Here is a 24737-nt window from a genome sequence, read left to right on the forward strand (position 1 = left end):
AATGGGTGATTAAAAAAGTCTATTCTATCTAAACTGAGCCAAAGAGGTACTTAATGATCTGTGTATTCGATATAGAGACCATCCCTGATACCACGCTAATTCGAAGTGTCCTAAGCCTTGAAGGAGACGATCATGAGGTTTCGCTTTTAGCGCAAAGTGAACAAGAAGCAAAGAGTGGAAGCAGCTTCTTACCGCTTTGCTTTCATAAAATTGTAGCGATTTCGGCTGTGATTGCTGATGATTTTGGCATCTTTCGCAAGGTGAGTAGCATTGAGGGAGTCAGCGAACATGAGATGATCAAAAGTTTTTTAGGCTTCATCAACAAACACAATCCAAAGTTAGTCAGTTTTAACGGGCGTAGCTTTGATATGCCACTTCTCATGCTTCGTGCTATGCAATACAATCTTACATGTAACGCGTATTTTGAGCAGGATAACAAAGAGCTCAATAAAAACAAATGGGAAAATTACCGTGCGCGCTACAGTGATCGCTTTCATGTGGATTTACTCGATCATCTGTGCGAATTTGGCGCCGTGCGTGGGCTTAAACTCGATCACGTCTGCTCGATGGTCGGACTTCCTGGCAAATACGATGTCCATGGCGATCAAGTGATGGAGCTTTATTATGCGGGTGAAATCGAAAAAATCAAGGAGTATTGCGAAAGCGATGTGCTTAACACCTATTGGCTATTTTTAAAGTATGAACTCTTAAAAGGGAACCTCATTATAGAGGATTATCAGCGTGCATTGGTTACAATGCAGGAAAATTTGCACGTCGATAAGTCTTATACAGACGTCTTTGGCATCGCAATTGAAGAAGAATTGTACAAGGAGAACCATTGAAAACGATTTTTAGAGAGTATGACATTAGAGGCATTTACGAAAAAGAGTTGAATGAGCAAACGGTTAAACTCATTGGGTATTTTTTAGGAAAGCAGATTGTCAAAGTGGGCAAAAATGTTGCGATTGGCTATGACGCGCGTTCACATTCACCGATTTTGTGCGAGTATCTTACGAGTGGTTTGAACAAAGCAGGGTGTAAAGTTTTGACGATGGGACTGGTTGCAACGCCGGTCAATTACTTTAGTAACTTTCAAAACTTCGATGGTGTGAACCCTAACGCTTCTATTATGATCACCGGTTCTCACAACCCAAGTGAATACAATGGTTTTAAAATCACGATTGATAAAAAGCCCTTTTTTGGCGAAGATATTTACGCGCTGGGTCGTGAAATTATCCAAAATTACGAGTTGGAAATCGAAGATGATTTAAGCTCTGCGTTTATCAATGCCAAAGAGCGTTATATCGCCTATCTTATCAAAGAGTTTGACCATCTTAAAGGCTTTAAACAGCCGTTTGTCTATGACTGTGGCAATGGCGTCGCAGGCGTTGTGGTGCAAGATGTTTTCAAAGCTTTAGGCTTTACATGTAAAGGTTTGTACACAGACCCAGATGGCACGTTCCCAAATCACCACCCCGACCCAACCGTAGAGAAAAATCTCAAAGATATTAAAAAAGAGCTTGAGGGTGAGTATGCGCTTGGGTTTGCGTATGATGGCGATGCCGATAGATTGGCGTTTTTGACGAAGCACAATAATGTCAAGGGTGACATTATGGCAATTCTTTTCTCCAGTGCTATGAAAAACCCAACCGTTATCGGTGAAGTGAAATGTTCGCAAGTGATGTACGATGAGATCAACAAGCGTGGCAAAGCGATTATGTATAAAACAGGGCATAGTAACCTTAAAGTGATGATCGCTCAAACCAATGCCGATTTTGCAGCGGAAGTCAGTGGTCACCTCTTTTTTAATGACCGTTATTTTGGTTATGACGATGCGATTTATGCAACACTTCGTATGATTGAAATGGTAAAAAATGGTTTGGATGTCGATGCTGAAATCGCCAAATTACCTGTGGTTTACTCCACCGAAGAGCTTAAAGTCGAGACCAATGAAAGTGATAAATTTCCCCTCGTTGACAAGGTCAAAGAGCTTCTTAAAAACCCTCCAAAAGATTTTCCTGCTATTAAAGAGATTGTCGATGTCGATGGTGTCAGAGTGATCTTTAACGATGGTTGGGGATTGGTCAGAGCGAGTAATACAACACCCGTTTTAGTGACTCGTTTTGAATCGACCAATGCGGATAACGCGAAATTGTATGAGAAAAAGTTGAACGAGCTTATTGCAACGGCGAAAGCAGAGCTTCACTAAAATGAAAGGCATTATCCTAGCAGGAGGAAGTGGAACGAGACTTTATCCTGTGACGCAAACGATCAGCAAACAGCTGTTGCCCATTTACGATAAACCGATGATCTATTATCCGCTTTCTGTCTTGATGTTGGCAGGAATTCGTGAAATCTTGATTATCTCAACACCTCAGGATATTGGCAAATTTGAAGAGCTTTTTGGTGATGGAAGTCATTGGGGACTTTCCCTTTCCTATAAAATTCAGCCGAGTCCCGATGGGCTTGCGCAAGCGTTTCTTTTAGGCGAAGCGTTTATCGGAAACGATAGTGTCTGCTTGATCTTGGGCGATAATATCTTCTACGGGCAAGGCTTTACCCCACTGCTTCAAAATGCAGCCAAACTCGAAAAAGGTGCGATTGTGTTTGGCTATCAAGTCAAAGATCCGCAACGTTTTGGTGTCGTGGAATTTGATGAAAATCAAAAAGCAATCAGCATCGAAGAAAAACCTAAAAATCCCAAATCTCCTTTTGCCGTCACGGGGCTTTATTTCTACGATAATAGTGTGATTGAAATCGCAAAAGCGGTTAAGCCAAGTGAGCGTGGCGAGTTAGAAATTACCGATGTGAATGATGCGTATTTGAAACGTGGAGATTTACAGGTAGAAGTATTAGGACGTGGATTTGCGTGGCTCGATACGGGAACGCATGAGAGTCTGTTGGAGGCTGGTTTATTTGTCCAAACGATTGAAAAACGCCAAGGTTATAAGATCGCTTGTTTGGAAGAGATCGCTTACAATTATGGCTGGATTAGCAAAGAGCAAATTTTAGAGATCGCTAAGCCTCTGAGTAAAAATGGATACGGTGAATACCTTAAGGAGTTGGTTAAATGAGTCAAAAGTACATCTTAGTTACCGGCTGTGCAGGGTTTATCGGCTCCAACTTTGTCCCTTATTTCTTAGATCAATACCAAGAGTATCACCTCATTAATTTAGACCTTCTCACGTATGCTGGAAATGTAGAAAACCTTAGCGAAGTGGAAGATGAACCGCGGTACACCTTTGTACAAGGCGATATTTGCGATCGAGCTTTAGTCGAATCCTTGTTTGAAAAATATTCAATCCAAGGTGTGATTCACTTTGCCGCAGAGTCGCATGTGGATAATTCCATCAAAAATCCAGGTGTGTTTATCGAGACCAATGTGAATGGAACCTTTACCTTGATTGACGTGGCGTATAAAACGTGGATGGAAAAACCCTTTGTGCTTAAAGAAGGATATGAGGAGTGTCGTTTTCATCATATCTCTACCGATGAAGTCTATGGAACATTAGGGGCTACGGGACTTTTTACAGAAACAACCAGTTACGCACCTAATTCTCCTTACTCCGCGTCCAAAGCAGGAAGCGATATGATCGTACGAGCCTATCATCACACCTATGGGATGAATACGGTCATCACCAATTGTTCCAATAACTATGGTCCTAAACAACACGATGAAAAACTCATTCCTACCATCATACGAAAAGCGCTAAGCAATCAACTCATTCCCATTTACGGTGATGGTCAAAATATCCGCGATTGGCTGTATGTCTTAGATCATTGCAAAGGCATCGACCTTGTTTTTCATGAGGGAAACAGAGGCGAGACCTACAATATCGGTGGACGCAATGAGCGCGATAATCTTTATATCGCGCATAAAATCTGTGAAATTTTAGACACTTTAAAACCCAAAGCGACCTCGTACAAAGAGCAGATCAGCTTTGTGGAAGATCGAGCAGGGCATGACAGGCGTTACGCCATTGATGCGACGAAGATTGAGACCAAACTGGGCTGGGAAGCGGAAGAAAATTTTGAATCGGGCATACTTAAGACGATTCAATGGTATTTGAAAAAATACAAAGCAGAGGCATAAATGAAGCGATTGATTCTCTCTTGGCTCGTTTTAATCAGTGCGCTGTTCGGTGCCAAGCCTGAGCTGATGCTTTTGCAAGAGTTGAAGGATCAAAATGTCTCTGGGTGGTTGATGAGTGAAAAGATGGATGGCGTGAGAGCCTATTGGGATGGGCAAAAACTGATCTCACGTGGTGGTATTGAACTCTCTGCTCCTGCTTGGTTTACCGAAGGATTTCCTCCTTTTGCGGTGGATGGCGAGCTTTGGAGCAAACGAGGCGATTTTGAAAACATCATCTCCATTGTCAAGAAAAAAGAGCCCCACGATGGCTGGAAAACTATCGCGTTTTACGCCTTTGATGTTCCCACTGAAAACGGTGGTTTGATCCAGCGTTTAGGAAAGTTAGAGTATTATCTCAAACTCAATCAAGCGGATTATCTTAGAATTGCAAAACAGTTTACATGTAAAGATAATGATGATCTCAAACGCTTCCTTACTGAGGTTGAAAAAAGTGGAGGAGAGGGCATTGTCGTGCGCAATCCCGATACCAAATACGTCGCCAAGCGTGACCCAAATAGCCTGAAAGTGAAAAGCTTTCAAGACGCCGAATGCGAAGTTGTGGAGCATCACAAAGGTGAAGGCAAGTACAAAAACAGCTTCGGCTCGCTTACATGTAAAACGGACAAAGGTGTGATGTTTGACATCGGCTCAGGTTTTAGCGAATCTGAGCGTAAAAATCCTCCTGTCATTGGCGCGAAGATTACCTATAAATTTCAAGAGATTACCAAAGGCGGAAAGCCACGTTTTCCTGTGTATATAAGAATGAAAGAAGAGATATAAGGATGAGAATTTAATGAAAATAGCCATAGTTGGAACAGGGTATGTCGGGCTTTCAAACGGTATTTTATTGGCACAACATCATGACGTGGTAGCCCTTGATATTATTCCTGAAAAAATAGAGATGATTAATGCCAAAATCTCTCCGATTGAGGATAAAGAGATTGAAGCGTATTTAAGAGAAAAACCACTTCGTTTTAGAGCAACGCTGGATAAAGAAGAGGCGTACGCAAATGCCGAGTTTATTATCATCGCAACACCAACAGACTATGACCCTGAAACCAATTACTTTAATACCAAATCGATTGAGAGTGTCATTAAGGATATTTTGACCTATAATCCGAGCGCAACGATGGTGATCAAATCAACCATTCCTGTGGGTTACACCAAAAGTATACGTGAGCGTTTCAATACTCAAAACATTATTTTTGCTCCTGAATTTTTGCGTGAAGGCAAAGCGTTGTATGACAATCTCTACCCTTCACGCATTGTCGTGGGAGAAAAGAGCGAGAGAGCACACACGTTTGCAGCCTTACTGGTTGAAGGTGCCATTAAAAAAGATATTGCCGTTGAGTTTACCGAATCAACGGAAGCGGAAGCCATCAAACTGTTTGCTAACACCTACCTTGCTATGCGCGTTGCCTTTTTTAACGAGCTTGACTCCTATGCGCAGATTCATGGACTGAACACCAAAGAGATTATCGAAGGCGTTTGTTTAGACCCTCGCATTGGGAATTTTTACAACAATCCTTCTTTTGGTTATGGTGGATACTGTCTGCCCAAAGACACCAAACAACTTTTAGCCAACTACAATGAAGTGCCCAATAATCTTATTCGTGCCATTGTGGATTCCAATAGTACGCGTAAAGATTTTATCGCAGATTCTATTATCAAAAAGCATCCAAAAGTCGTAGGCATTCATCGCCTTATTATGAAAGCAGGAAGTGATAATTTTCGAACCTCTTCCATTCAGGGTGTAATGAAGCGCATTAAAGCCAAAGGGATTGAAGTCGTCGTGTATGAACCTGTTTTAGAAGAAGAAAATTTTTTTAACTCTCGCGTAGTAAAGAATTTGGATGAGTTTAAAAAAATATGTGATGTCATTGTCTCAAACCGCCTCTCCTCTGAACTTGAAGATGTTGAAGAAAAAGTGTATACGAGAGATTTATTTGGTAAAGATTAAAAGGGAAAAATGTGACTAATTTAATACTCTGTGGTGGAAGTGGCACAAGGTTATGGCCACTCAGTCGTACGCTCATGCCAAAGCAATTTGTAAAATTATTCGAGCATAAGTCTCTTTTTCAGTTGACGATTGAGCGTAATAGCACTCTTTGCAGCGAGCAATTTATAGTTTCTAACAGTGAGCAATATTTTTTAGCACTCGATCAACTCGAAGAGCTTGGAAAATTCAACAATCGCTATTTACTCGAACCCATTGGTCGCAATACGGCTCCTGCTATTGCGCTTGCTTGCATGGCTTTAGATAAAGAAGAGATCGTACTGGTAACGCCAAGTGATCATTTGATTAAAGATCAAAAAGCCTATAAAAAAGTGATTGAGGAAGCTAAGATTTTAGCCAAAGAGGGTTTTTTAGTGACCTTTGGTATCAAACCCACCTTTGCTGAGACAGGATTTGGATATATAGAAGCAAGTGGCACCGATGTGAAAGCTTTTCATGAAAAACCTGATTGTAAAACGGCAGAGGCGTATCTTAAAGCTAGAAATTACTACTGGAACAGTGGTATGTTTTGCTTTAAAGCCGGTGTTTTTTTGAGTGAACTTGAAGCGTATGCACCGCAAATTTTTCTTACATGTAAAAAAGCGTATGAAAATGCGAAGAGTGATGGCATGATTCGTATTCTTCATGATGATATGCTTTCTATTCCTGAAGATAGCATTGATTATGCAGTGATGGAAAAAAGTCAAAAAGTGAAAGTGGTTCCTAGCGATATAGGCTGGAGTGATGTAGGAAGCTTTGATGCGCTTTGCCAAGAACTGGACAATGATGCGAGCAATAATTTTATTATGTCCTCTAAACATGTAAGCCTGATTGATGTGCACGATTTGATTGTGATCGATACCGAAGATGCACTGTTGATTAGCCATAAAGGGAGTTCTCAAAAGGTCAAAGAGATTGTAAATGCGCTTAAAAAAGAGAATGTTGAACTCACGACAACGCATAAAACGACGCATCGTCCTTGGGGAACATTTACCGTATTAGAAGATAAATTAGGCTATAAAATTAAAAAAATTATGGTGAAGTCAGGCAAACGTTTGAGTCTTCAAAAGCACTTTCACCGAAATGAACACTGGATCGTCGTGAGTGGAACAGCAACGGTTCAAGTCGAAGAGAAGATCTTTCTTGTGAGAGAAAATGAATCGACTTATATTAAGGCTGGAGAGATTCACCGTCTTGAAAATCAAGGCAAAATCCCACTGATTCTTATTGAAGCACAAGTGGGCAGTTATACAGGTGAAGATGATATTGTAAGAATAGAAGATGATTATAAAAGGGGAAATGTATGAATCAAAAAGTTGCACTTATTACAGGGATCACAGGGCAAGATGGCAGTTATTTAGCAGAATTTTTGCTCAAAAAAGGCTACATCGTTCATGGTCTAAAACGACGAAGTTCACTTTTCAATACTGATAGAATCGACCATCTTTACCAAGACCCCCATGTTGAAAATAGAAACCTTATTTTGCATCATGGCGATATGACCGATAGTATGAATTTAACGCGTATCATCCAAGAAACGCAACCTGATGAGATTTATAATCTTGCGGCGATGAGTCACGTGGCTGTTTCGTTTGAAACACCTGAATACGTAGCCAATGCCGATGGTACAGGAACGCTTCGTATCTTAGAAGCGGTGCGTCTTTTAGGGTTAGAAAAAAAGACAAAAATCTACCAAGCGAGTACCTCAGAACTCTATGGTAAAGTGCAAGAAACGCCTCAAAAAGAAACCACACCGTTTTATCCGAGAAGTCCTTATGCCGTAGCTAAAATGTATGCCTATTGGATTACAGTAAATTACAGAGAAGCGTATGGGATGTTTGCCTGCAATGGCATTTTATTTAACCATGAAAGTCCTGTACGTGGTGAGACCTTTGTCACCCGTAAAATCACACGTGCGGCGAGTAAAATCGCCCTTGGATTACAAGATAAACTCTACCTTGGAAACCTCAATGCCAAACGTGATTGGGGGCATGCAAAAGATTACGTGCGTATGATGTGGATGATTCTCCAAGCAGACGAACCCGAAGACTGGGTAATCGCTACTGGTCAAACAACAATGGTGCGCGATTTTGTGCGTATGGCATTTGGGTATTGTGGCATTGAACTTGAGTTTAAAGGCGAAGGTGTCAATGAAATGGGTGTCGTAAAATCGTGTTCCAATCCACTTTATCAAGTAGCAATTGGTAAAGAGGTCGTGGCGGTTGACCCACGCTATTTTAGACCAACCGAAGTCGATCTGCTTTTAGGAGACCCCAGTAAAGCAGAGCAAAAATTAGGATGGACAAGAGAACACAATCTTGAAGATTTGGTTAATGACATGATGAAAAGTGATCTTAAATTGATGACCAAAGATGTTTACCTCAAAGAGGGTGGCTATAAAATTATGAGTTATTTTGAGTAATGAGTAAGATGATGGAAAAAACGTCTAAAATTTACGTCGCAGGGCATCGCGGTCTTGTGGGTTCTGCTATTGTTAAAAACCTTACATGTAAAGGGTATACAAACATCATCACCCGAACCCATGCTGAGCTTGATTTGACCAATCAACAGGCCGTTTTAGAGTTCTTTGCGCATGAAAAACCTGAGTATGTTATTTTAGCTGCTGCCAAAGTAGGAGGCATTGTTGCGAACAATACGTTAAGAGCTGATTTTATGTATGAAAATATGCAAATTCAAAATAACGTGATTCATCAAAGCTATGTACATGGCGTCAAAAAATTGCTCTTTTTAGGCTCTACATGTATTTACCCTAAAAATGCACCACAGCCAATGAATGAAGACGCTTTGCTCACAAGTGAGCTTGAATATACCAATGAGCCTTATGCAATAGCCAAAATTTCAGGTATCAAAATGTGTGAGAGTTATAATCTTCAATACGGGACCAACTTTATCTCTGTTATGCCTACGAATCTCTATGGGCCTAATGATAATTTTGATCTTCAAACATCGCATGTTCTTCCTGCACTTATTCGTAAAATTCATGAAGCAAAACAAAAAGGCGATAAAGAAGTCGAGATTTGGGGAAGTGGAAAGCCAAGACGAGAGTTTTTATACTCTGAAGATATGGCAGATGCGTGTGTTTTTATTATGGAAAAGGTTGATTTTAAAGACGTTGTGCAAGGTAAACAAGAAGCTCGTAATACACACATCAATATAGGGACAGGCACAGATGTCAGCATTCAAGAATTAGCGGAATTGATTCAAAAAGTTATTGGATATGAAGGAAAGCTTGTTTACAATACCTCAAAACCAGATGGAACTATGTTAAAACTCTGCGATTCTTCAAAATTGCATGCTTTGGGATGGAAGCATAAGATGGAATTGGAAGAAGGTGTCAAAACAGTCTATGGGCTTTTTGTATTGCAAGGACTACAAAAATGAAAGTATTACTATTAGCAGGTGGATTTGGTACGAGACTTTCTGAAGAGACTGATATTCGCCCAAAACCTATGGTAGATATTGGGAGTAAACCCATTTTATGGCATATCATGAAAATATATTCTCATTATGGTTTTAATGAGTTTGTAATACTGCTTGGCTACAAAGGTTATTACATTAAAGAATTCTTTGCAAATTATTTTTTACACCAGAGTGATGTTACGATAGATATGTCTGATGGATCTATGCAAGTACACAATAATTCCAGTGAACCATGGAAAGTCACACTTCTTGATACAGGACTAGATAGTATGACGGGTGGACGTGTTAAAAAAGCTCAAGATTTTATTGGTAATAAGCCTTTTATGCTGACCTATGGTGATGGTGTTAGTGATATTAATATTGAAGAACTTGTCAAATTTCATAAATCTCATGGGAAAGCCATGACAATGACAAGTGCACAACCAGATGCACGTTTTGGCGCTCTCAATATTGCAGACAATAGCCAAGTAACACATTTCCTTGAAAAACCAAAAGGTGATGGTGGATGGATTAATGCAGGATTTTTTGTATGCGAACCTAAAGTATTTGATTATATTACGGAGGGAGATAGTACTATTTTTGAGCAGTCTCCTCTTCAAAACTTAGCTAAAGATGGTGAAATTTTTACATTCAGGCATAATGGTTTTTGGAAACCAATGGATACTTTAAGAGATAAACAAGAATTACAAAAGCTTTGGGATAGTGGCAAAGCCCCATGGAAAGTTTGGTAATGCAACATCTTTTTGGTGGAATTTATAAAGATAAAACTGTTTTAGTCACAGGGCATACAGGCTTTAAAGGTTCTTGGCTTGTTTACTGGCTAAAACAAATGGGGGCTAATGTTATAGGCTACTCTTTATCTGCTCCTACAACTCCCAATCATCTTGAACTTTTAAATTTGGATATAGTCTCTGTTCTAGGAGATATAAGAGATTTAGAAAAGCTTGATCACACATTTGCAACCTACAAACCAGATATCGTTTTTCATCTTGCTGCACAAGCACTGGTCAGACCTTCTTATTCAAATCCAATAGAAACCTATGAGACTAATGTCATGGGTACCCTTAAAGTCTTTGAGGTGTGTCGTAAACATCAGGTCAAAGCCATTATGAATATCACGAGTGATAAAGCCTATGAGAACAGAGAGTGGGTTTGGGGATATCGAGAAAATGACCCAATGGGTGGGTATGATCCTTATAGTGCATCAAAGGGGTGTGCCGATTTGCTAGCAAACTCTTATCGAAACTCCTATTTTAATATCAATGACTATAAAAAATCGCATCAAACACTGCTTGCAACGTGTCGAGCAGGGAATGTCATTGGTGGTGGAGATTGGGCTCAAGATAGGCTGATGAGCGATATTATGCTCTCTGTTTCACAAGGGAAAAAAGTGAGCATCCGCAATCCGAAAGCGACCAGGCCTTGGCAACACGTGCTTGAACCACTTAGCGGCTATTTACAGGTAGGGCAAAAACTGCTTGAAGAGAAAGTAGCATTTGGAGAGGCTTGGAATTTCGGACCAAGTGATGAAGGAAGTATTTGCGTTGAAGAGGTTGTTTTACATGTAAAACAGCATTGGGATAAAATTGACTATGAGATCAATCAAGTACCGAATCAGCTTCATGAGGCTAATCTTTTGAAATTAGATTGTTCAAAAGCGCATATAAAGCTTCATTGGAAGGACGTTTGGGAGAGTGAAAAAACATTTGAGAAGACTGTAAAATGGTATAAAGCCTTTTACGAAAAAAATGAAATTTTGACGCAAGAAGATTTAGAGAATTACATTAAAGATGCTACATGTAAAAAGATTGAGTGGACATTATGAAAATTAATGACACATTCATAAAGGGTCTTAAAATTATAGAGCCCAATATTTTTCGAGACAGCAGAGGTATGTTTATCAAAACATTTACCGATAGCTTTTTTCAAGAGAATGGATTAGTCATTGATATTAAAGAGACCTATTATTCTATTTCGCATCAAGATGTTATAAGAGGGATGCACTTTCAAATTCCTCCTCATGAACATATTAAACTCATTTATGTACCTTGCGGCAGTATTCTTGATGTTGTTTTAGATATTAGAAAAAACTCTCCGACCTATGGTCACTATTTTTCTACAGAGATCTCTGCCTCTAATGGAAAGGTTTTGATCGTACCGAAAGGTTTGGCGCATGGTTTTAAATCTTTAGAAAATAACACCAATGTTGTGTATATGCAAACCACAGGTTATAGTCAAGAACACGATTGTGGCATCAAGTACAATTCCTTTAATTTTGACTGGAAATGTACTGATCCAAAAATGTCAGAGCGCGACAATGCTTTTGCTCCCTTTGACGCATTTGAGTCTCCTTTTATCGACGAGTAGTATGGTATGAAAATTTTAATAACAGGTGTCACGGGTTTTATAGGGCAGAACTTGACAAAATGCTTACTAGCGCATAATAATTATAATTTATATGCGCTTGTTAGGTCTCAAAGTGATATTTTACAGATAGATAAGAGAATTACATTATTTGAATACGATTCAGATATAGAAAAATTGATTGCTTTTTTTAAAGATGAAAAATTTGATGGAGTTGTCCATTTAGCCTCATTGTTTTTGGCAACACATCGCCCTTGTGATATTCATCCGTTGGTTCACTCCAATATTCAATTTGGCACAGAACTATTAGAGGCTTCAAAAGCCACTAATGTGAAATGGTTCATTAATACAGGAACATTTTGGCAAAATTATCACGATGAGCCTTATAACCCTGTCAATTTATATGCTGCAACAAAAGAAGCATTTTCAATGATAGCGAAGTATTACACTGAAACTTCAAGTCTTGTTTTTTCAACACTTAAGTTATGTGATACATTTGGTAAAGATGATACCCGAAATAAAGTATTTAATCTTTGGGATAAAATCTCAAAAAATGGCGATACTTTAGAAATGTCAAAAGGTGAGCAGCTTATTGATATATCGTATATTGATGATGTCGTGTATGCGTATGAGCTTTTAATTGGGCATTTAAATTCTGATAACTGCCAAGAGTTTCAAAATAAAACATTTGCAGTGACATCCAATGAAAGAATGTCATTACACGATATCTCAAAACTTTTTGAGGAAGCAACCTCAAAAAAACTCAATATCGTTTGGGGTGCTAGAGATTATCGAGAGAGAGAAGTGATGATACCTTGGACTCAGGGAGAAGTTGTTCCTGGTTGGATACAACGTCATACGTTACGAGATGCAATTAAAAAAACAGTTGGGAATAATTAGAATGACGAAAGAACAACAGCTAAAACATGAGATTTTAGAAAAAACAAAAGAATATTATGAACTTGTGCATAAAAAAAATCAAACTAAACCGTTTGTTGAGGGAGAAAGTCGCGTTAATTATGCAGGTCGTGTCTTTGATGAAAAAGAGATGATCAATCTAGTTGATAGCTCGCTTGATTTTTGGTTAACGTATGGGGATTACTCTAAAAAGTTTGAAAAAGAGTTAGCAAAGTTTTTACATGTAAGATGGGCATTCTTAGTCAATAGCGGCAGTTCTGCTAATTTGCTCGCCTTTTATGCACTCACGTCACCATTGCTCAAAGAGAGACAAGTCAAAAGAGGTGATGAAGTCATCACTGTAGCTGCTGGGTTTCCTACAACTGTAGCTCCGATCGTCCAATATGGTGCAGTACCTGTATTTGTAGATATGGAACTCACATATGCAAATATCGATGTCACAAAACTTGACCTTGCCCTTAGTCCAAAAACAAAAGCTGTTATGATCGCCCATACTCTTGGAAATCCATTTAATCTAAGAGCGGTAAAAGAGTTCTGTGACAAACACAACCTTTGGCTTATAGAGGATAACTGCGATGCTTTAGGCTCTACTTATGAGGGAAAACCTACTGGAACTTGGGGAGATATAGGGACAAGTTCATTTTATCCTCCACATCATATGACGATGGGTGAAGGTGGAGCTACTTATACGGACAATCCTCTGCTCAAAAAGATTATGCTGAGTATGAGAGACTGGGGGCGTGACTGTTGGTGTGAAAGTGGTGTTGACAATACTTGTGGATGTAGATTTTCTCAAAGTTTTGGGACTTTGCCAAAAGGCTATGATCATAAATACGTTTACAGCCACTTTGGATTTAATCTAAAAGTTTCAGATATGCAAGCAGCGGTTGGTGTGGCTCAGCTCGAGAAATTCCCAAGCTTTGTGATAAAAAGAAAAGAAAATCAAAAGAAACTCTATGATGGACTTAAAGACTTAAAAGAACTCCAACTTGTAGAAACGCAACCAAACGCAGACCCTAGCTGGTTTGGATTTATGATGACACTTGCAGATAATGCAAAATTCACACGAAATGAGATAGTAGAGTTTTTAGAAGACAACAATATCCAGACTAGAAACCTCTTTGCGGGAAATATGACACGACACCCGATGTTTGATAGCATGGTGCTAAACACAGATTATAGAATAGTTGGCGAACTGAGTGTGACCGATAAGATTATGACTGATAGTTTTTGGATAGGTTTGTATCCTGGTATGGGTGATGAGGCTATAGGGTATATGGTTGAGAAGATTAGAGAGTTTGTAAAAAGCAAGTAAAGGCAAAAAGATGATAAAGCAATTTTCATTTGAAAAATTTGGACCACTTAGCGAAGTCAAAAGTAGCTCACTATCAAATATAAACTTGATAATCGGTTCAAATAGTGTTGGAAAAACATTTTTACTCAAATCTTTATATTCTCTTGTTCGTTCGCAAGAGGAGTATAATAAAGGTGATGATAGAAGAGAATTTGATGAAGTATTGAGCGACAAGCTTTATTGGACTTTTCAAATCGAAAAATTGAGTGATTTAGTTCAAAAAGGTAGCGGAAGTAGACTTAAAGCATCTGTGACTATGAGTGATAATACTAGCTTAGCTTTTGAAATAGGACAAGACACAAACAAAAAAATATCATCACTTCATAATAATCTTTCAAAAAGAGAAGCGAACTCAATTTTTTTACCTCCAAAAGAAGTTCTAACACTTTCAAAAGTGATACTAAAGTCAGGATTGCAAGATAAATCTTTTGGATTTGATGCTACTTATGTTGATTTGGTTTTGGCTTTACAAAATCCAACTCAAATGGGAAGAAACTACGAAGCATTTAAAACTTCAAGAAATAGTCTTGAAAAAATGTTTCAAGGTAAAATAGAGTTTGATACAAGTAGCGACAAATGGATATATAAAAAAGGGAATAGTAAGTTTTCTATCAATACAACAGCAGAGGGAATTAAAAAAATTGCCATACTAGATACTCTGCTTGGAAATAGATATTTATCTCCATCATCTGTGATATTTATAGACGAGCCAGAATCGGCATTGCATCCTGTAGCGATAAGCCAATTGCTAGAAATAATTTCTATCTTGGCAGAAAAAGGGATACAGTTTTTTATGGCTACACATTCGTTTTTTGTAGTCAAAAAACTTTATCTAATCGCGAAGAAAAAGAATATAGATTTACCAATATTTTTACCCAATGAAGATGATGGATGGAAGCAAGAAAACCTCAAAAATGGAATTCCAGACAATGAAATAATAAACGAATCCATAAGGTTGTTTGACGAAGAGCTAGAAGTTGGAATAGATGGATAGAGTTAATATCGTAGAATCTGGAGTGACTTTTGGTGCATTTAAGCAAGATAATGTATTTCTAATAGAAAAGGTTCTAACAGATCTGGACTATGGTGATGGTATAAATAAAGTAGAATTTATTCTCAAACATAAAACTGGTACATCTTCTGTGATTTTTTTAGAAGCAAAAAGTTCTATCCCAAAAGAGTCTGATGGTTTTTTTGAGGAGATTAGACGTAAGATGATTCACTCTTTGACTCTATGGGTTAGCACTATTTGTGGAAGACATTCTTCTCTTAAAAACTCTTTGGCAAAAAACCTCAAGAGTAAAGAAGATTTATTGTTGCCGATTAAACTAATACTGGTCATACCAAAACTTCCAGATGAATTGTTAGAACAAATAAGTCAAAAATTTAAAAAGTCTTTGGAGATAGAGCGAAAAATATGGGATATCAATTACTCTCATATTATGGTGTTAAATGAAAGCAGAGCAAGAAAATATAAGTTGATAGGAGCAAATATATGAAATACTTAATAACAGGTGGATGTGGATTTTTAGGTTCAAACATTGCAAGTAAGATTTTAGAACAAGGCGATGAACTTATAGTGTTTGATAGCCTTTATAGATATGGTAGTTATCAAAACAAAGAGTGGCTAGAGAGTCAAGGTAAGTTTATCTTCATTCATGGCGACATACGAAACACTAACGATGTTGAGCGAACTATAAAAACTCATAAACCTGATGTGATCTATCATCTCGCGGGTCAAGTGGCGATGACTACCTCTATAGCTGATCCTAGAATGGATATGGAGGTAAATGTAGGAGGAAGTTTTAATCTCTTAAACGCAGTGAGACTCTATAGCCCAGAGAGTACAATTATCTACTCGTCTACAAACAAAGTCTATGGAGACTTAGAGCAATTCACATACAAAGAAACGCAGAGTCGATACGAATGTATAGAGAAGCCAAATGGCTTTGATGAGAGTGTAAATCTTGACTTTCACTCTCCTTATGGAACTTCAAAAGGAAGTGCAGACCAGTACATGCTAGACTTTGCAAGAATTTATGGCATCAAAACAGCAGTGTTTAGACACTCATCTATGTTTGGAGGAAGACAGTTTGCCACTTATGACCAAGGTTGGCTTGGATGGTTCACTCAAAAAGCAATTGAGATAAAAACAAATACTCTAAAAGAACCATTTACAATTTCAGGAAATGGGAAGCAAGTAAGAGATTTACTATATGCAAGTGATTGTGTAGATTTATACTTAAAAGCTTCACAAAAGATAGATACCATAAAAGGACAAGCTTTTAATGTAGGTGGAGGGATACAAAACTCATCTTCACTTCTTGAACTTTTTAGTTTCCTAGAAACGGAACTAGATATCAAGATGACCTATACACAACTACCTCCAAGAGAATCAGACCAAAGAGTATTTGTAGCAGATATATCAAAAGCAAAAGAGTTAATAGGTTGGGAACCAAAAGTTTCTAAAGAAGAAGGTGTGAGAAAAATGATTGAGTGGGTGAGCAAATGAATAGTGAAATTCCATTAGTTACTATTGCGATTCCAACATACAATAGAGAGATTCTATTAACAAAACTTGTAAATTCAATACCAAAAGACATTAATATATCTATTAGTGATAATGGATCTTTCTTGCCTGATAAGTTCAATGAGCAATATGAAAACATTTCTATTGTTAAAAATGAAATTGTTTTAGATATTTTTTATAATTGGAATGCATCGATAAGAAATATTGATGAAAGTTGCTATCTAGCTATTCCGTCCGATGATGATTTATATAATATTGGATCTTTTGAATTTATTAAACAAACTATCAATTCTTTAGATGATATAGATGTGTTTATTTTTGGAAATAATTTTATAGATGAACATGATAATGTTATTGGTAGTTATTGCCCAAAAGAATTAAAAGTTTATGATTATCCAGAAGGATTGAACGAGTTTTTATACGGTGTTAATGTAAGAATGCCTAGTGTGTTTTTTAAAAAAAGTTTTCTAGATAAAATAGGTTATTTTGATGAAAAGAATTTTACTCTAACTGCGGCAGATAGTGAATTAATTCAAAGGTCATTATTGCTTGGCAAGGTTGCTTTTATTCCCAAAATAGTCTCTTCTTATAGAGTTTGGAATGGAAGTTTAACTGATCAAAAAATTGCAACTAATCATTGGATGAATGAGATTGATATTTGGACAAATAAAATAATTGAACTTGCAAAGAGTAAACTTACAGATGCTCAAAATACTTTTGATTGGGGAAAATATAAAGATGAAATTTATGCTAGAAATCTTTTAGCAGGATTAAATAATTTATACAAAAATAAAAAATATTCAAAAGTTTCTGATTACTTTTTATCTTGTAGATATCCTAAGAATGCAATGTTTAAAACAAAAATAAGAATTTTTAAGACATTGATATTATCAAAAATAAAGGCTTTGTTTGTTAGCTAAAAATTTTTCTTATTCAATAATATACAAGATATTAGGATTATTAATTTCTCTAACACTCGTACCATTATTGATTAATGTTTTAGGTGTGGAAAAATATGGACTCTGGGTTGCATTTACATCTTTACTAGTATGGATTGGTCTGTTTGATTTTGGACTAGGTTATGCTTTGAAAAATACGGTTTCTAAATCATTGGCTAATAACACAATTGAAGAAGCACAGCTTGAAACATATCAAGTTTTAAAAATTACATTCTTTTTTTCATTTATTCTTTTGATGCTTTTTGTATTTTTATTTTCATTTATTGAGATTTTAGCTGATAATATTTATCTTTCATTAATCCTATTTATTCCATTTATTTTGATGTTTCCTATTAAACTAGGTAGTCCTATATTGCAAGGGGCGAGAAAGATTGCTTTAGAATCAGGACTTTTGTTTTTAAGTACTTTATTGTTTTTTATTGCTATTTTAACAGTAAATTTTTTTGAATTAAAACTAGAAATAGTTTACCTAGCTATTTTATTTGTTGCAAGTTATATGTTATCAACCTTTTTAATTTGGTTATCAGCAATGAAGATTGTCGAAATTAGTTGGATTGATTTTAAGTATATTTCAAGGAGTAAACTTAACTTTTTTAGAATCAAAATGGGCATCAAATTTTTCGGTTTACAACTATCTTCTTTAGTTCTTTATTCAATGGGAACAATAATCGTTTTTGCTTATTTAAATGCAATAAGTGCAGCACATTTTGATGTAATAAATAAAATATTTCTTGCAGGATTGGGTGTTTTTAATATAGGTATAGCAGTGTTTTGGCCTGAAATTAGCCATAATTTTGAAAAAAAAGATTTTCATACAATTCTAAAATTATATTTTATCATGATTGGGTTAGCAATTATTTTTTTCATTTGTAGCATTGCGTTCTCATTTGTAGCTCCACAAATTATTTCACTTTGGACAGATAGTAAAATAAATGTATCCCAAAGTGAGACAATTTGGTTTGCTTTGTTGGTTTCTATTCAGGCCATTGCTTATTGTGGCGCAGTTGTTTTGAATTCTTTTGAAAAAATTACATATCAACTTTTTATATCAATAGCAGCAACAATTATAATGCCACCTTTATCAATATGCTTAATAAATAGCAATTATGAAATTTCTTCTATCCCAATTGCTGCGTTTATTTTAACAATACCTGCAGCACTATATTGCAATATACATGCATATAAATTAATTAAACAAGGAATATTACTAAATGATAAAACAAATATTAAATAAACTTTTTTATAATCCATATCGATTTATTAAAAAATACCAAAATATTCTGCTTGCTGAGAATACAATTCTTTTGAAATCGTGTACATTTAGGTTTGATGGCAAAGACAAACAAAATAAAGTAAGTATTGGAAATAATACTATGGTTGGATGTAGTTTCATTTTTGAGTCAGATGAAGGTGAAATAGAAGTAGGAAACAATACCTTTATCAATGGTGGCACAAGTTTAATTTCAAGAAGTAAAATCACCATCGGAAATAATGTGACAATTGCATGGGGATGTACTTTGTATGACCATAACTCGCATTCGCTAGATTATCGTGAACGACAAAAAGATATAGAACGACAAAATGATGACTATAAAAACGGTAGAAATTTTATATATTCTAAAGATTGGAATGTAGTCAAATCAAAACCAATACATATAGAAAATAATGTTTGGATTGGTTTTGATAGTGTAATATTAGCAGGTGTTACGGTAGGCGAAGGAGCAATTGTGGGAGCTAGAAGTGTTGTTCGGCAAAATGTAGAACCATGGACAATGGTAGCTGGAAATCCAGCAGTTATTGTTAAAAGGCTTAGAAATGAATAAAAAAATATTAATTACTGGAGCTAAAGGTTTTGTAGGCTCAAATGTAGCTAAACATTTTAAGGCTTTAGGATATGAAACTTATGGTATCGGTCATGGTGGATTATCTGTAGAAGAGTCAAAAGAGATAGGACTTGATTTTTGGAAAAAAGATAATGTATTTATCAAGGCTATTTTAGAGTTTGAACAAACTTTTGACGTGATAGTTCATTGTGGGGGTAGTGGTTCTGTTGGTTTTTCGATTGACTATCCTTATGAAGATTTCAAAAAAACAATAGATGGAACTTTAGAGGTTTTGGAGTATATGAGAGTGTATAATCCAAATGCTCATCTCATCTATCCATCAAGTCCTGCTGTTCAAGGTGAACATCCTGATACTCCAATACAAGAAGATTATATTGGAAAACCAGCATCGCCATATGGTTATCATAAAAAAATTGCAGAGGATTTGTGCCAGAGTTACTCAGAAAAATATAATTTAAAAGTATCGATCATAAGACTTTTTTCAGTGTATGGAAATGGACTTAAAAAGCAGTTGCTTTGGGATGCTTGTCAAAAGATAGAAAATGCTAAAGAAAAAGTTATTTTTTGGGGAACGGGTGAAGAGACAAGAGATTTTATCCACATAAATGATGTTTTATTTTTATTTGATATTTTATTGAAAAAAGAAGATAGATTTGTACTTATAAATGGTGGAACAGGTAATAAATATAATATTAAAAATGTAGTAGAAATGATAAGAGATCAAATAAATCCATCAATTAGTATAGCGTTTAATAATCAAGTAAATACAGGAAATCCAATATATTATTGGGCAGATACTCAAAAACTTAAAAACTATGGTTTTAAAGCAGTTAAAGGTTTTGAACAAGAGATAAAAAATTATGTAGAGTGGGCAAAGGATTTAAGTGATTAACGTTGGATTTATAGGTGCTGTTTCAAAAGAGTGGATGGGCGGATTTAATTATTTTAGAAATTTACTTTTTGCACTTGATTCTGTTGAAGAAAAGAAATTAAAAATATTTGTATTTATAGGAAAAAAAACAGATACTGAAATTAAAAGTATGTTTAAAGAATATGCTACTGTAGTTGAAGATAGAATGTTTGATAGAAAAAGTCTAAAATGGTTTATGATGAAGATAGAGCAAAAAGTATTTAAAACTAATTGTTTACTTGAAAATGTATTAAAAAAATATCGTATTCAAGTACTTTCACATGCATCAGTTACAAATTTAAAAGATATAAAAACAATAAATTGGATACCAGACTTTCAGCATTTACACTTGCCACAAATGTTTTCAGAAAAAGAAATAAAAAATAGAAATATAAATTTTAGGAAGATAATAACAAAAAGTGATGCAGTTATCCTTAGCAGCTATGATGCTTTAGAAGATTTAAAAAATTTTGCACCTAGCCATGAAAATAAAATAAAAGTTTTGCAGTTTGTTTCGCAACCAGACTCAAGGTATTTTGAATTGAATGATGATGATAAAAAACGTTTATTAAATAAATATGACATAGAAGATGGCTTCTTTTATATGCCAAACCAATTTTGGAAGCATAAAAATCACATGGTTGTTTTTAAAGCTATAAATGAACTTAAAAAAGAACATATAGAAATTTGCCTTGTATGTACAGGACATTTGGATGATTATAGAAATAAAACTCATATTGATGAAATAAAAACATTTGTAGTAGAAAATGATTTAGAAAAACATATTCGATTGTTGGGTTTGATTGATTATGAAGATGTATTTTCACTTATGAAGTTTTCTAAAGCGGTGATAAATCCATCTCTTTTTGAGGGATGGAGTTCTACGGTGGAAGAGTGTAAAAGTGTAGGAAAAAATATGATTTTATCAGACTTGGATGTGCATAAAGAGCAGTATCCCGAAGCAATATTTTTTGAAAGAAATAGTGTCGAAGATTTAAAACATATTTTGATGAATTATAGCATCCAAAATATTAATAAGATAGGGAGTTTAGAAGAAAGAACTAAAAGTTTTGCTGAAAAATATGTCAATATAGTTGAAGGAGTTTTATTCAAGAGGTTGTTTGATTAAGATGCATAAAGATATCAAAGACTCAATAAAAGCCAGACTTTATGATATAAAATACACTCCTTTTTTGGCTTCGTATTTTTTCTTTTTTGTCTATTTTAATGCAAAGTTGTTTTTAATATTTTTTGATCCAGAGTTAGCTATAACACAAAAAATTGAGATGATGAGTTATGATATCGTAGATAGATATACTCCACTGTATTGGGCATTGGGATATACATTGGTTTTTCCATTGGCTCAGGCTGTTTTTTATTGGGCTACTTTACAATATAGAAGACTTATGAACTATATACAGCAACAAATTCAAGATAAAACACCGCTTCTTCAAGAAAGGGCGAATGAAATACTAAGAGAAAATGCAGAGCTACAACTTCAACTAGATAAAAAAATTGAAGAATTAGATACTATCAAAAAAAGATACGAGACAAAAGAAGCTAGTTTAATCAAACAATATGAAGATAAAAGTAAAGAGTTAGAAAGTGGTTTTGAAAAAAGAATAGCACAAGATAATGAAAAACTAAAAAGTGAACTCATCGAAGCACAAAAGAAAGTAGCTGATAGAGGTGGAGAAATAGAGCAGCTTAAAAAGCAAGTTGCAAGTTTGGAAGCAAAAGTAAACCAGACTCAGAAGCATGCAGAAGCAACTAAAAAGCCAAAAACTGGCTTAGAAAAAATAGTAAATGATGTTCAAAATAGACAAGAAGATGAATTTTATAAACTAATATCATTGCTTGAAGAGGATGAAAAAATTATCTTGAAGTCTTTTTTTGAAACAGATAGCAAGATGAATAAAAATCAGTTTAAGGAAATGGTTTTTAAAAATAAAAATACTAAAAAAGTTACTTCAGAAAAAGCGATACAGTCTTTAGTTGCCAAGAAAATTATCTTAGACAATTTTGGTGATGTTGGTTTAACTGAGCTTGGACTAAGAGTGGTTGATGAGCTTTTTAGAGAGAAATCCCAATGAATAAAACTCAATACAAAATATTTTTAAGCAGCCATCAAAAAGAGTTTGGGAAAGAACGAAAAGCTCTTAAGGCGTATATTGAAGGCGATGTATTGCTTAGAAAGTTTTTTGATATTTTTATTTTTGAGGCTTCACCAGCAGTGGATAGTACTTCGCAAGAGCTTTATCATAAAGAAGTAGAAGCTAGTACTATATATATTGGTCTTTTAGGAGATAGATATGGGGCACAAAATTTTATACTAACGGTGCAAAGTGAAGTTGTAAGAAAACGATTTGAAAGCATCGCAGAGCTTATAGCTGAAGTATATTCTAGCTTGATCGCATTTTTAGAGAGCATGGGTAAACTTGGCAATGTGCCATTTGATAAAGCTTTTTGCGATGGAGCTACATGGGATGATATTGATTCAGATAAAGTTGAAACATTTCTTGAAAAAGCAAAAAATGCTAGAAAGTTTGCTATTTCATCTGCTAATCCAAAAGAAAAAGTTTTGAAACAAATGAATTTAGCATATGAAAATCGATTGACAAATTCTGCTATTTTGCTTTTCGGTAAAGCACCACAGCGATTTTTCATAAGCTCAGAAGTCAAATGTCTTCATTTCCATGGTAAAAATGTAGCAAAGCCTATCCCATCGTATCAAATTTATAAAGGTTCACTTTTTGAGCTTGCAGATCAAGCACTCGATTTTGTTATGTCAAAACTCAATCGCAATATTGGGACAAGAGAAAAAAGTAACGATGTTGCCGTAAACTATGAGATACCAGCAGCAATTTTAAGTGAAGCCATTATCAATGCTATTGCGCATCGAGACTATACGAGCAATGGCAGTATCCAAGTGATGGTATTTAGTGATAGAGTGGAGATCTGGAATCCTGGGTATCTCCCTCCAAATATGACGATTGCGGATCTTTTTTCTGAACATAGCTCTATTCCCGCAAATCCTCTTATCGCAGAGTCATTATTTTTAGCACACTATATAGAAAAAGTAGGGAGCGGAACAGTTGATATTATAAGAATTTGTAAAGAAGTTGGACTTTCTTTACCAAAATTTCAGATACAAGGTGGGAACTTTGTATTTATCGTTTATCGTCCAAGTATTGAGGCCCAAGTTGAGGCCCAAGTTGATTGCAACGAAACAGAAATAAAAATTTTAGAATTTTTAAAAGAAGAAAACCTTTCTTCCGCTCAGCTGGTAAATAAACTAGGTTTAAAAAGTTTATCTGACGGACTCAAGCAAGCTCTAAAACATTTACTAGAAATGCAACGCATAGAATTAACGATTCCAGATAAACCAAAAAGCTCAAACCAAAAATATAAAATGAGAAAAAGAAATGACTGACTTAATTTTAAATGAAAAAGAAGATAATTCAAAATTGTTTTTATCCGAGGGTGAAAATAGAAAAGGTGAGGGTGGACAAAGGACAAAGGGGCATTTTAAAAAGTCATATGAGAAGAAGCCACTTATCTCTGTCATAACAGTGGTTTTTAATGGTGAAAAGTATCTCGAAGAGACTATAACAAGCGTAATAAATCAAACTTATGAGAATGTTGAATATATTATTATTGATGGGGGCTCAACAGATGGGACTTTGGATATTATCAAACGATATGAAGATAAAATTGATTATTGGGTAAGTGAAAAGGATAATGGGATTTATGATGCTATGAATAAAGGGATAAAACTATGTCAAGGCGATATTATCGGTATAGTGAACGCAGATGATTTTATTTACACGGATACTTTACAAAAAGTTGTAAATGAATTGAAGCTCAATGATAACTTTATGTTTACATTTTCCGATTTGGATTTAATAGATGAACATGGACTCAATAGTGGTAGAGTAAATTCGCTTGGTGTGGAACATTGGAAGTATAAATTATTTGGACATATGCCATTTTTACATCCAACAATGTTCATTAAAAAAGAGATTTACCAAAAAATTGGTCTTTATGATTTATGCTACAAATTAAGTGCCGATTATGATTTTACGTTGCGATTAATAGAAAATAAAATAAAGTTTAAAAAACTAAATTTTGCAACTGGAGTGTTTCGTCTTGGCGGACAAAGTGGTGGATTGAAGTCATATGTTGAAAATCATAAATTGCTTTTAAACCATAAAGTTAATCCAATTCTTGTATATATAAATACAGCTATTTTATTGATAAAACTTTATTTCAGAAAGATATTTCATTAA

General features: G+C 35.5%; 25 protein-coding genes. All 25 read left to right on the forward strand.

All coding sequences use genetic code 11. From position 1 onward, the window contains the following. Positions 1-53: 53 nt before the first annotated feature. Genes JU57_RS07685 through JU57_RS07805 form a run of 25 tightly spaced genes read left to right on the forward strand, consistent with a single transcriptional unit; the run spans position 54 to position 24737 of the window. The gene (locus JU57_RS07685) at positions 54-842 is read left to right on the forward strand and encodes a 3'-5' exonuclease (RefSeq protein WP_037959199.1); all 789 of its coding nucleotides are present in this window, start codon (positions 54-56) and stop codon (positions 840-842) included. After that, positions 839-2209 carry a phosphomannomutase/phosphoglucomutase gene (locus JU57_RS07690; protein WP_037959201.1) on the forward strand — a complete coding sequence of 457 codons (1371 nt, stop codon included), beginning with the start codon at positions 839-841 and terminating at the stop codon, positions 2207-2209. The genes JU57_RS07685 and JU57_RS07690 overlap by 4 nt, the downstream gene beginning before the upstream one ends. 1 nt (position 2210) lies before the next feature. Next, the gene (gene rfbA / locus JU57_RS07695; protein WP_037959204.1) at positions 2211-3074 is read left to right on the forward strand and encodes a glucose-1-phosphate thymidylyltransferase RfbA; all 864 of its coding nucleotides are present in this window, start codon (positions 2211-2213) and stop codon (positions 3072-3074) included. Then, positions 3071-4093: a dTDP-glucose 4,6-dehydratase gene (gene rfbB, locus JU57_RS07700; RefSeq protein ID WP_037959207.1), complete on the forward strand. Its 1023-nt coding sequence runs from the start codon at positions 3071-3073 to the stop codon at positions 4091-4093. The genes rfbA and rfbB overlap by 4 nt, the downstream gene beginning before the upstream one ends. Continuing rightward, positions 4094-4912, forward strand: a complete 819-nt coding sequence (locus JU57_RS07705; protein ID WP_037959210.1) for a DNA ligase — start codon at positions 4094-4096, stop codon at positions 4910-4912. A gap of 13 nt (positions 4913-4925) precedes the next feature. Next, a complete protein-coding gene (locus tag JU57_RS07710) occupies positions 4926-6092 on the forward strand; it encodes a nucleotide sugar dehydrogenase (RefSeq protein WP_037959215.1) in 1167 nt (388 codons plus the stop codon). Between the two features lie 11 nt (positions 6093-6103). After that, positions 6104-7435: a mannose-1-phosphate guanylyltransferase/mannose-6-phosphate isomerase gene (locus JU57_RS07715; protein ID WP_037959218.1), complete on the forward strand. Its 1332-nt coding sequence runs from the start codon at positions 6104-6106 to the stop codon at positions 7433-7435. Beyond that, complete coding sequence (gene gmd, locus JU57_RS07720) at positions 7432-8550, forward strand: GDP-mannose 4,6-dehydratase (RefSeq protein WP_037959221.1); 1119 nt, start codon at positions 7432-7434, stop codon at positions 8548-8550. The genes JU57_RS07715 and gmd overlap by 4 nt, the downstream gene beginning before the upstream one ends. 11 nt (positions 8551-8561) lie before the next feature. Continuing rightward, on the forward strand, positions 8562-9530 hold the full coding sequence (locus tag JU57_RS07725; RefSeq protein WP_037959335.1) for a GDP-L-fucose synthase: 969 nt from the start codon (positions 8562-8564) through the stop codon (positions 9528-9530). Further along, positions 9527-10300 (forward strand): glucose-1-phosphate cytidylyltransferase, encoded by a 774-nt coding sequence (gene rfbF / locus JU57_RS07730; RefSeq protein WP_037959222.1) that lies wholly within the window; start codon positions 9527-9529, stop codon positions 10298-10300. Before JU57_RS07725 ends, rfbF begins: the two co-directional genes overlap by 4 nt. After that, positions 10300-11394, forward strand: coding sequence for a CDP-glucose 4,6-dehydratase (gene rfbG, locus JU57_RS07735; protein WP_037959225.1), 1095 nt, complete (start codon positions 10300-10302; stop codon positions 11392-11394). The genes rfbF and rfbG overlap by 1 nt, the downstream gene beginning before the upstream one ends. Then, complete coding sequence (locus JU57_RS07740) at positions 11391-11936, forward strand: dTDP-4-dehydrorhamnose 3,5-epimerase family protein (RefSeq protein WP_294876623.1); 546 nt, start codon at positions 11391-11393, stop codon at positions 11934-11936. The genes rfbG and JU57_RS07740 overlap by 4 nt, the downstream gene beginning before the upstream one ends. 6 nt (positions 11937-11942) lie before the next feature. Then, complete coding sequence (locus JU57_RS07745) at positions 11943-12833, forward strand: NAD(P)-dependent oxidoreductase (RefSeq protein WP_037959228.1); 891 nt, start codon at positions 11943-11945, stop codon at positions 12831-12833. Position 12834: 1 nt separating this feature from the next. Beyond that, a complete protein-coding gene (gene rfbH, locus JU57_RS07750) occupies positions 12835-14166 on the forward strand; it encodes a lipopolysaccharide biosynthesis protein RfbH (protein WP_037959339.1) in 1332 nt (443 codons plus the stop codon). A 10-nt stretch (positions 14167-14176) separates the two neighbouring features. Further along, entirely contained in the window at positions 14177-15199 is a 1023-nt protein-coding gene (locus JU57_RS07755; RefSeq protein ID WP_037959230.1) for an AAA family ATPase, read from the forward strand. After that, entirely contained in the window at positions 15192-15704 is a 513-nt protein-coding gene (locus tag JU57_RS07760; protein ID WP_037959231.1) for a hypothetical protein, read from the forward strand. The genes JU57_RS07755 and JU57_RS07760 overlap by 8 nt, the downstream gene beginning before the upstream one ends. Then, the gene (locus JU57_RS07765) at positions 15701-16717 is read left to right on the forward strand and encodes a GDP-mannose 4,6-dehydratase (protein WP_037959232.1); all 1017 of its coding nucleotides are present in this window, start codon (positions 15701-15703) and stop codon (positions 16715-16717) included. Before JU57_RS07760 ends, JU57_RS07765 begins: the two co-directional genes overlap by 4 nt. Further along, positions 16714-17655: a glycosyltransferase family 2 protein gene (locus JU57_RS07770; protein WP_037959234.1), complete on the forward strand. Its 942-nt coding sequence runs from the start codon at positions 16714-16716 to the stop codon at positions 17653-17655. The genes JU57_RS07765 and JU57_RS07770 overlap by 4 nt, the downstream gene beginning before the upstream one ends. Beyond that, positions 17645-18928: a hypothetical protein gene (locus JU57_RS07775; RefSeq protein ID WP_037959236.1), complete on the forward strand. Its 1284-nt coding sequence runs from the start codon at positions 17645-17647 to the stop codon at positions 18926-18928. Before JU57_RS07770 ends, JU57_RS07775 begins: the two co-directional genes overlap by 11 nt. After that, positions 18906-19517, forward strand: a complete 612-nt coding sequence (locus JU57_RS07780; protein WP_037959238.1) for an acyltransferase — start codon at positions 18906-18908, stop codon at positions 19515-19517. The genes JU57_RS07775 and JU57_RS07780 overlap by 23 nt, the downstream gene beginning before the upstream one ends. Beyond that, positions 19510-20430 carry an NAD(P)-dependent oxidoreductase gene (locus tag JU57_RS07785; RefSeq protein ID WP_037959241.1) on the forward strand — a complete coding sequence of 307 codons (921 nt, stop codon included), beginning with the start codon at positions 19510-19512 and terminating at the stop codon, positions 20428-20430. The genes JU57_RS07780 and JU57_RS07785 overlap by 8 nt, the downstream gene beginning before the upstream one ends. After that, on the forward strand, positions 20423-21577 hold the full coding sequence (locus tag JU57_RS07790) for a glycosyltransferase family 1 protein (protein WP_051906720.1): 1155 nt from the start codon (positions 20423-20425) through the stop codon (positions 21575-21577). The genes JU57_RS07785 and JU57_RS07790 overlap by 8 nt, the downstream gene beginning before the upstream one ends. Before the next feature lies 1 nt (position 21578). Then, entirely contained in the window at positions 21579-22541 is a 963-nt protein-coding gene (locus JU57_RS07795) for a hypothetical protein (protein WP_037959243.1), read from the forward strand. After that, the gene (locus JU57_RS07800; RefSeq protein WP_037959244.1) at positions 22538-23881 is read left to right on the forward strand and encodes an ATP-binding protein; all 1344 of its coding nucleotides are present in this window, start codon (positions 22538-22540) and stop codon (positions 23879-23881) included. Before JU57_RS07795 ends, JU57_RS07800 begins: the two co-directional genes overlap by 4 nt. Continuing rightward, positions 23874-24737, forward strand: a complete 864-nt coding sequence (locus JU57_RS07805; protein WP_294876640.1) for a glycosyltransferase family 2 protein — start codon at positions 23874-23876, stop codon at positions 24735-24737. Before JU57_RS07800 ends, JU57_RS07805 begins: the two co-directional genes overlap by 8 nt.

This window comes from Sulfurospirillum sp. SCADC (assembly GCF_000743525.1).
Taxonomy (GTDB): Bacteria; Campylobacterota; Campylobacteria; order Campylobacterales; family Sulfurospirillaceae; genus Sulfurospirillum.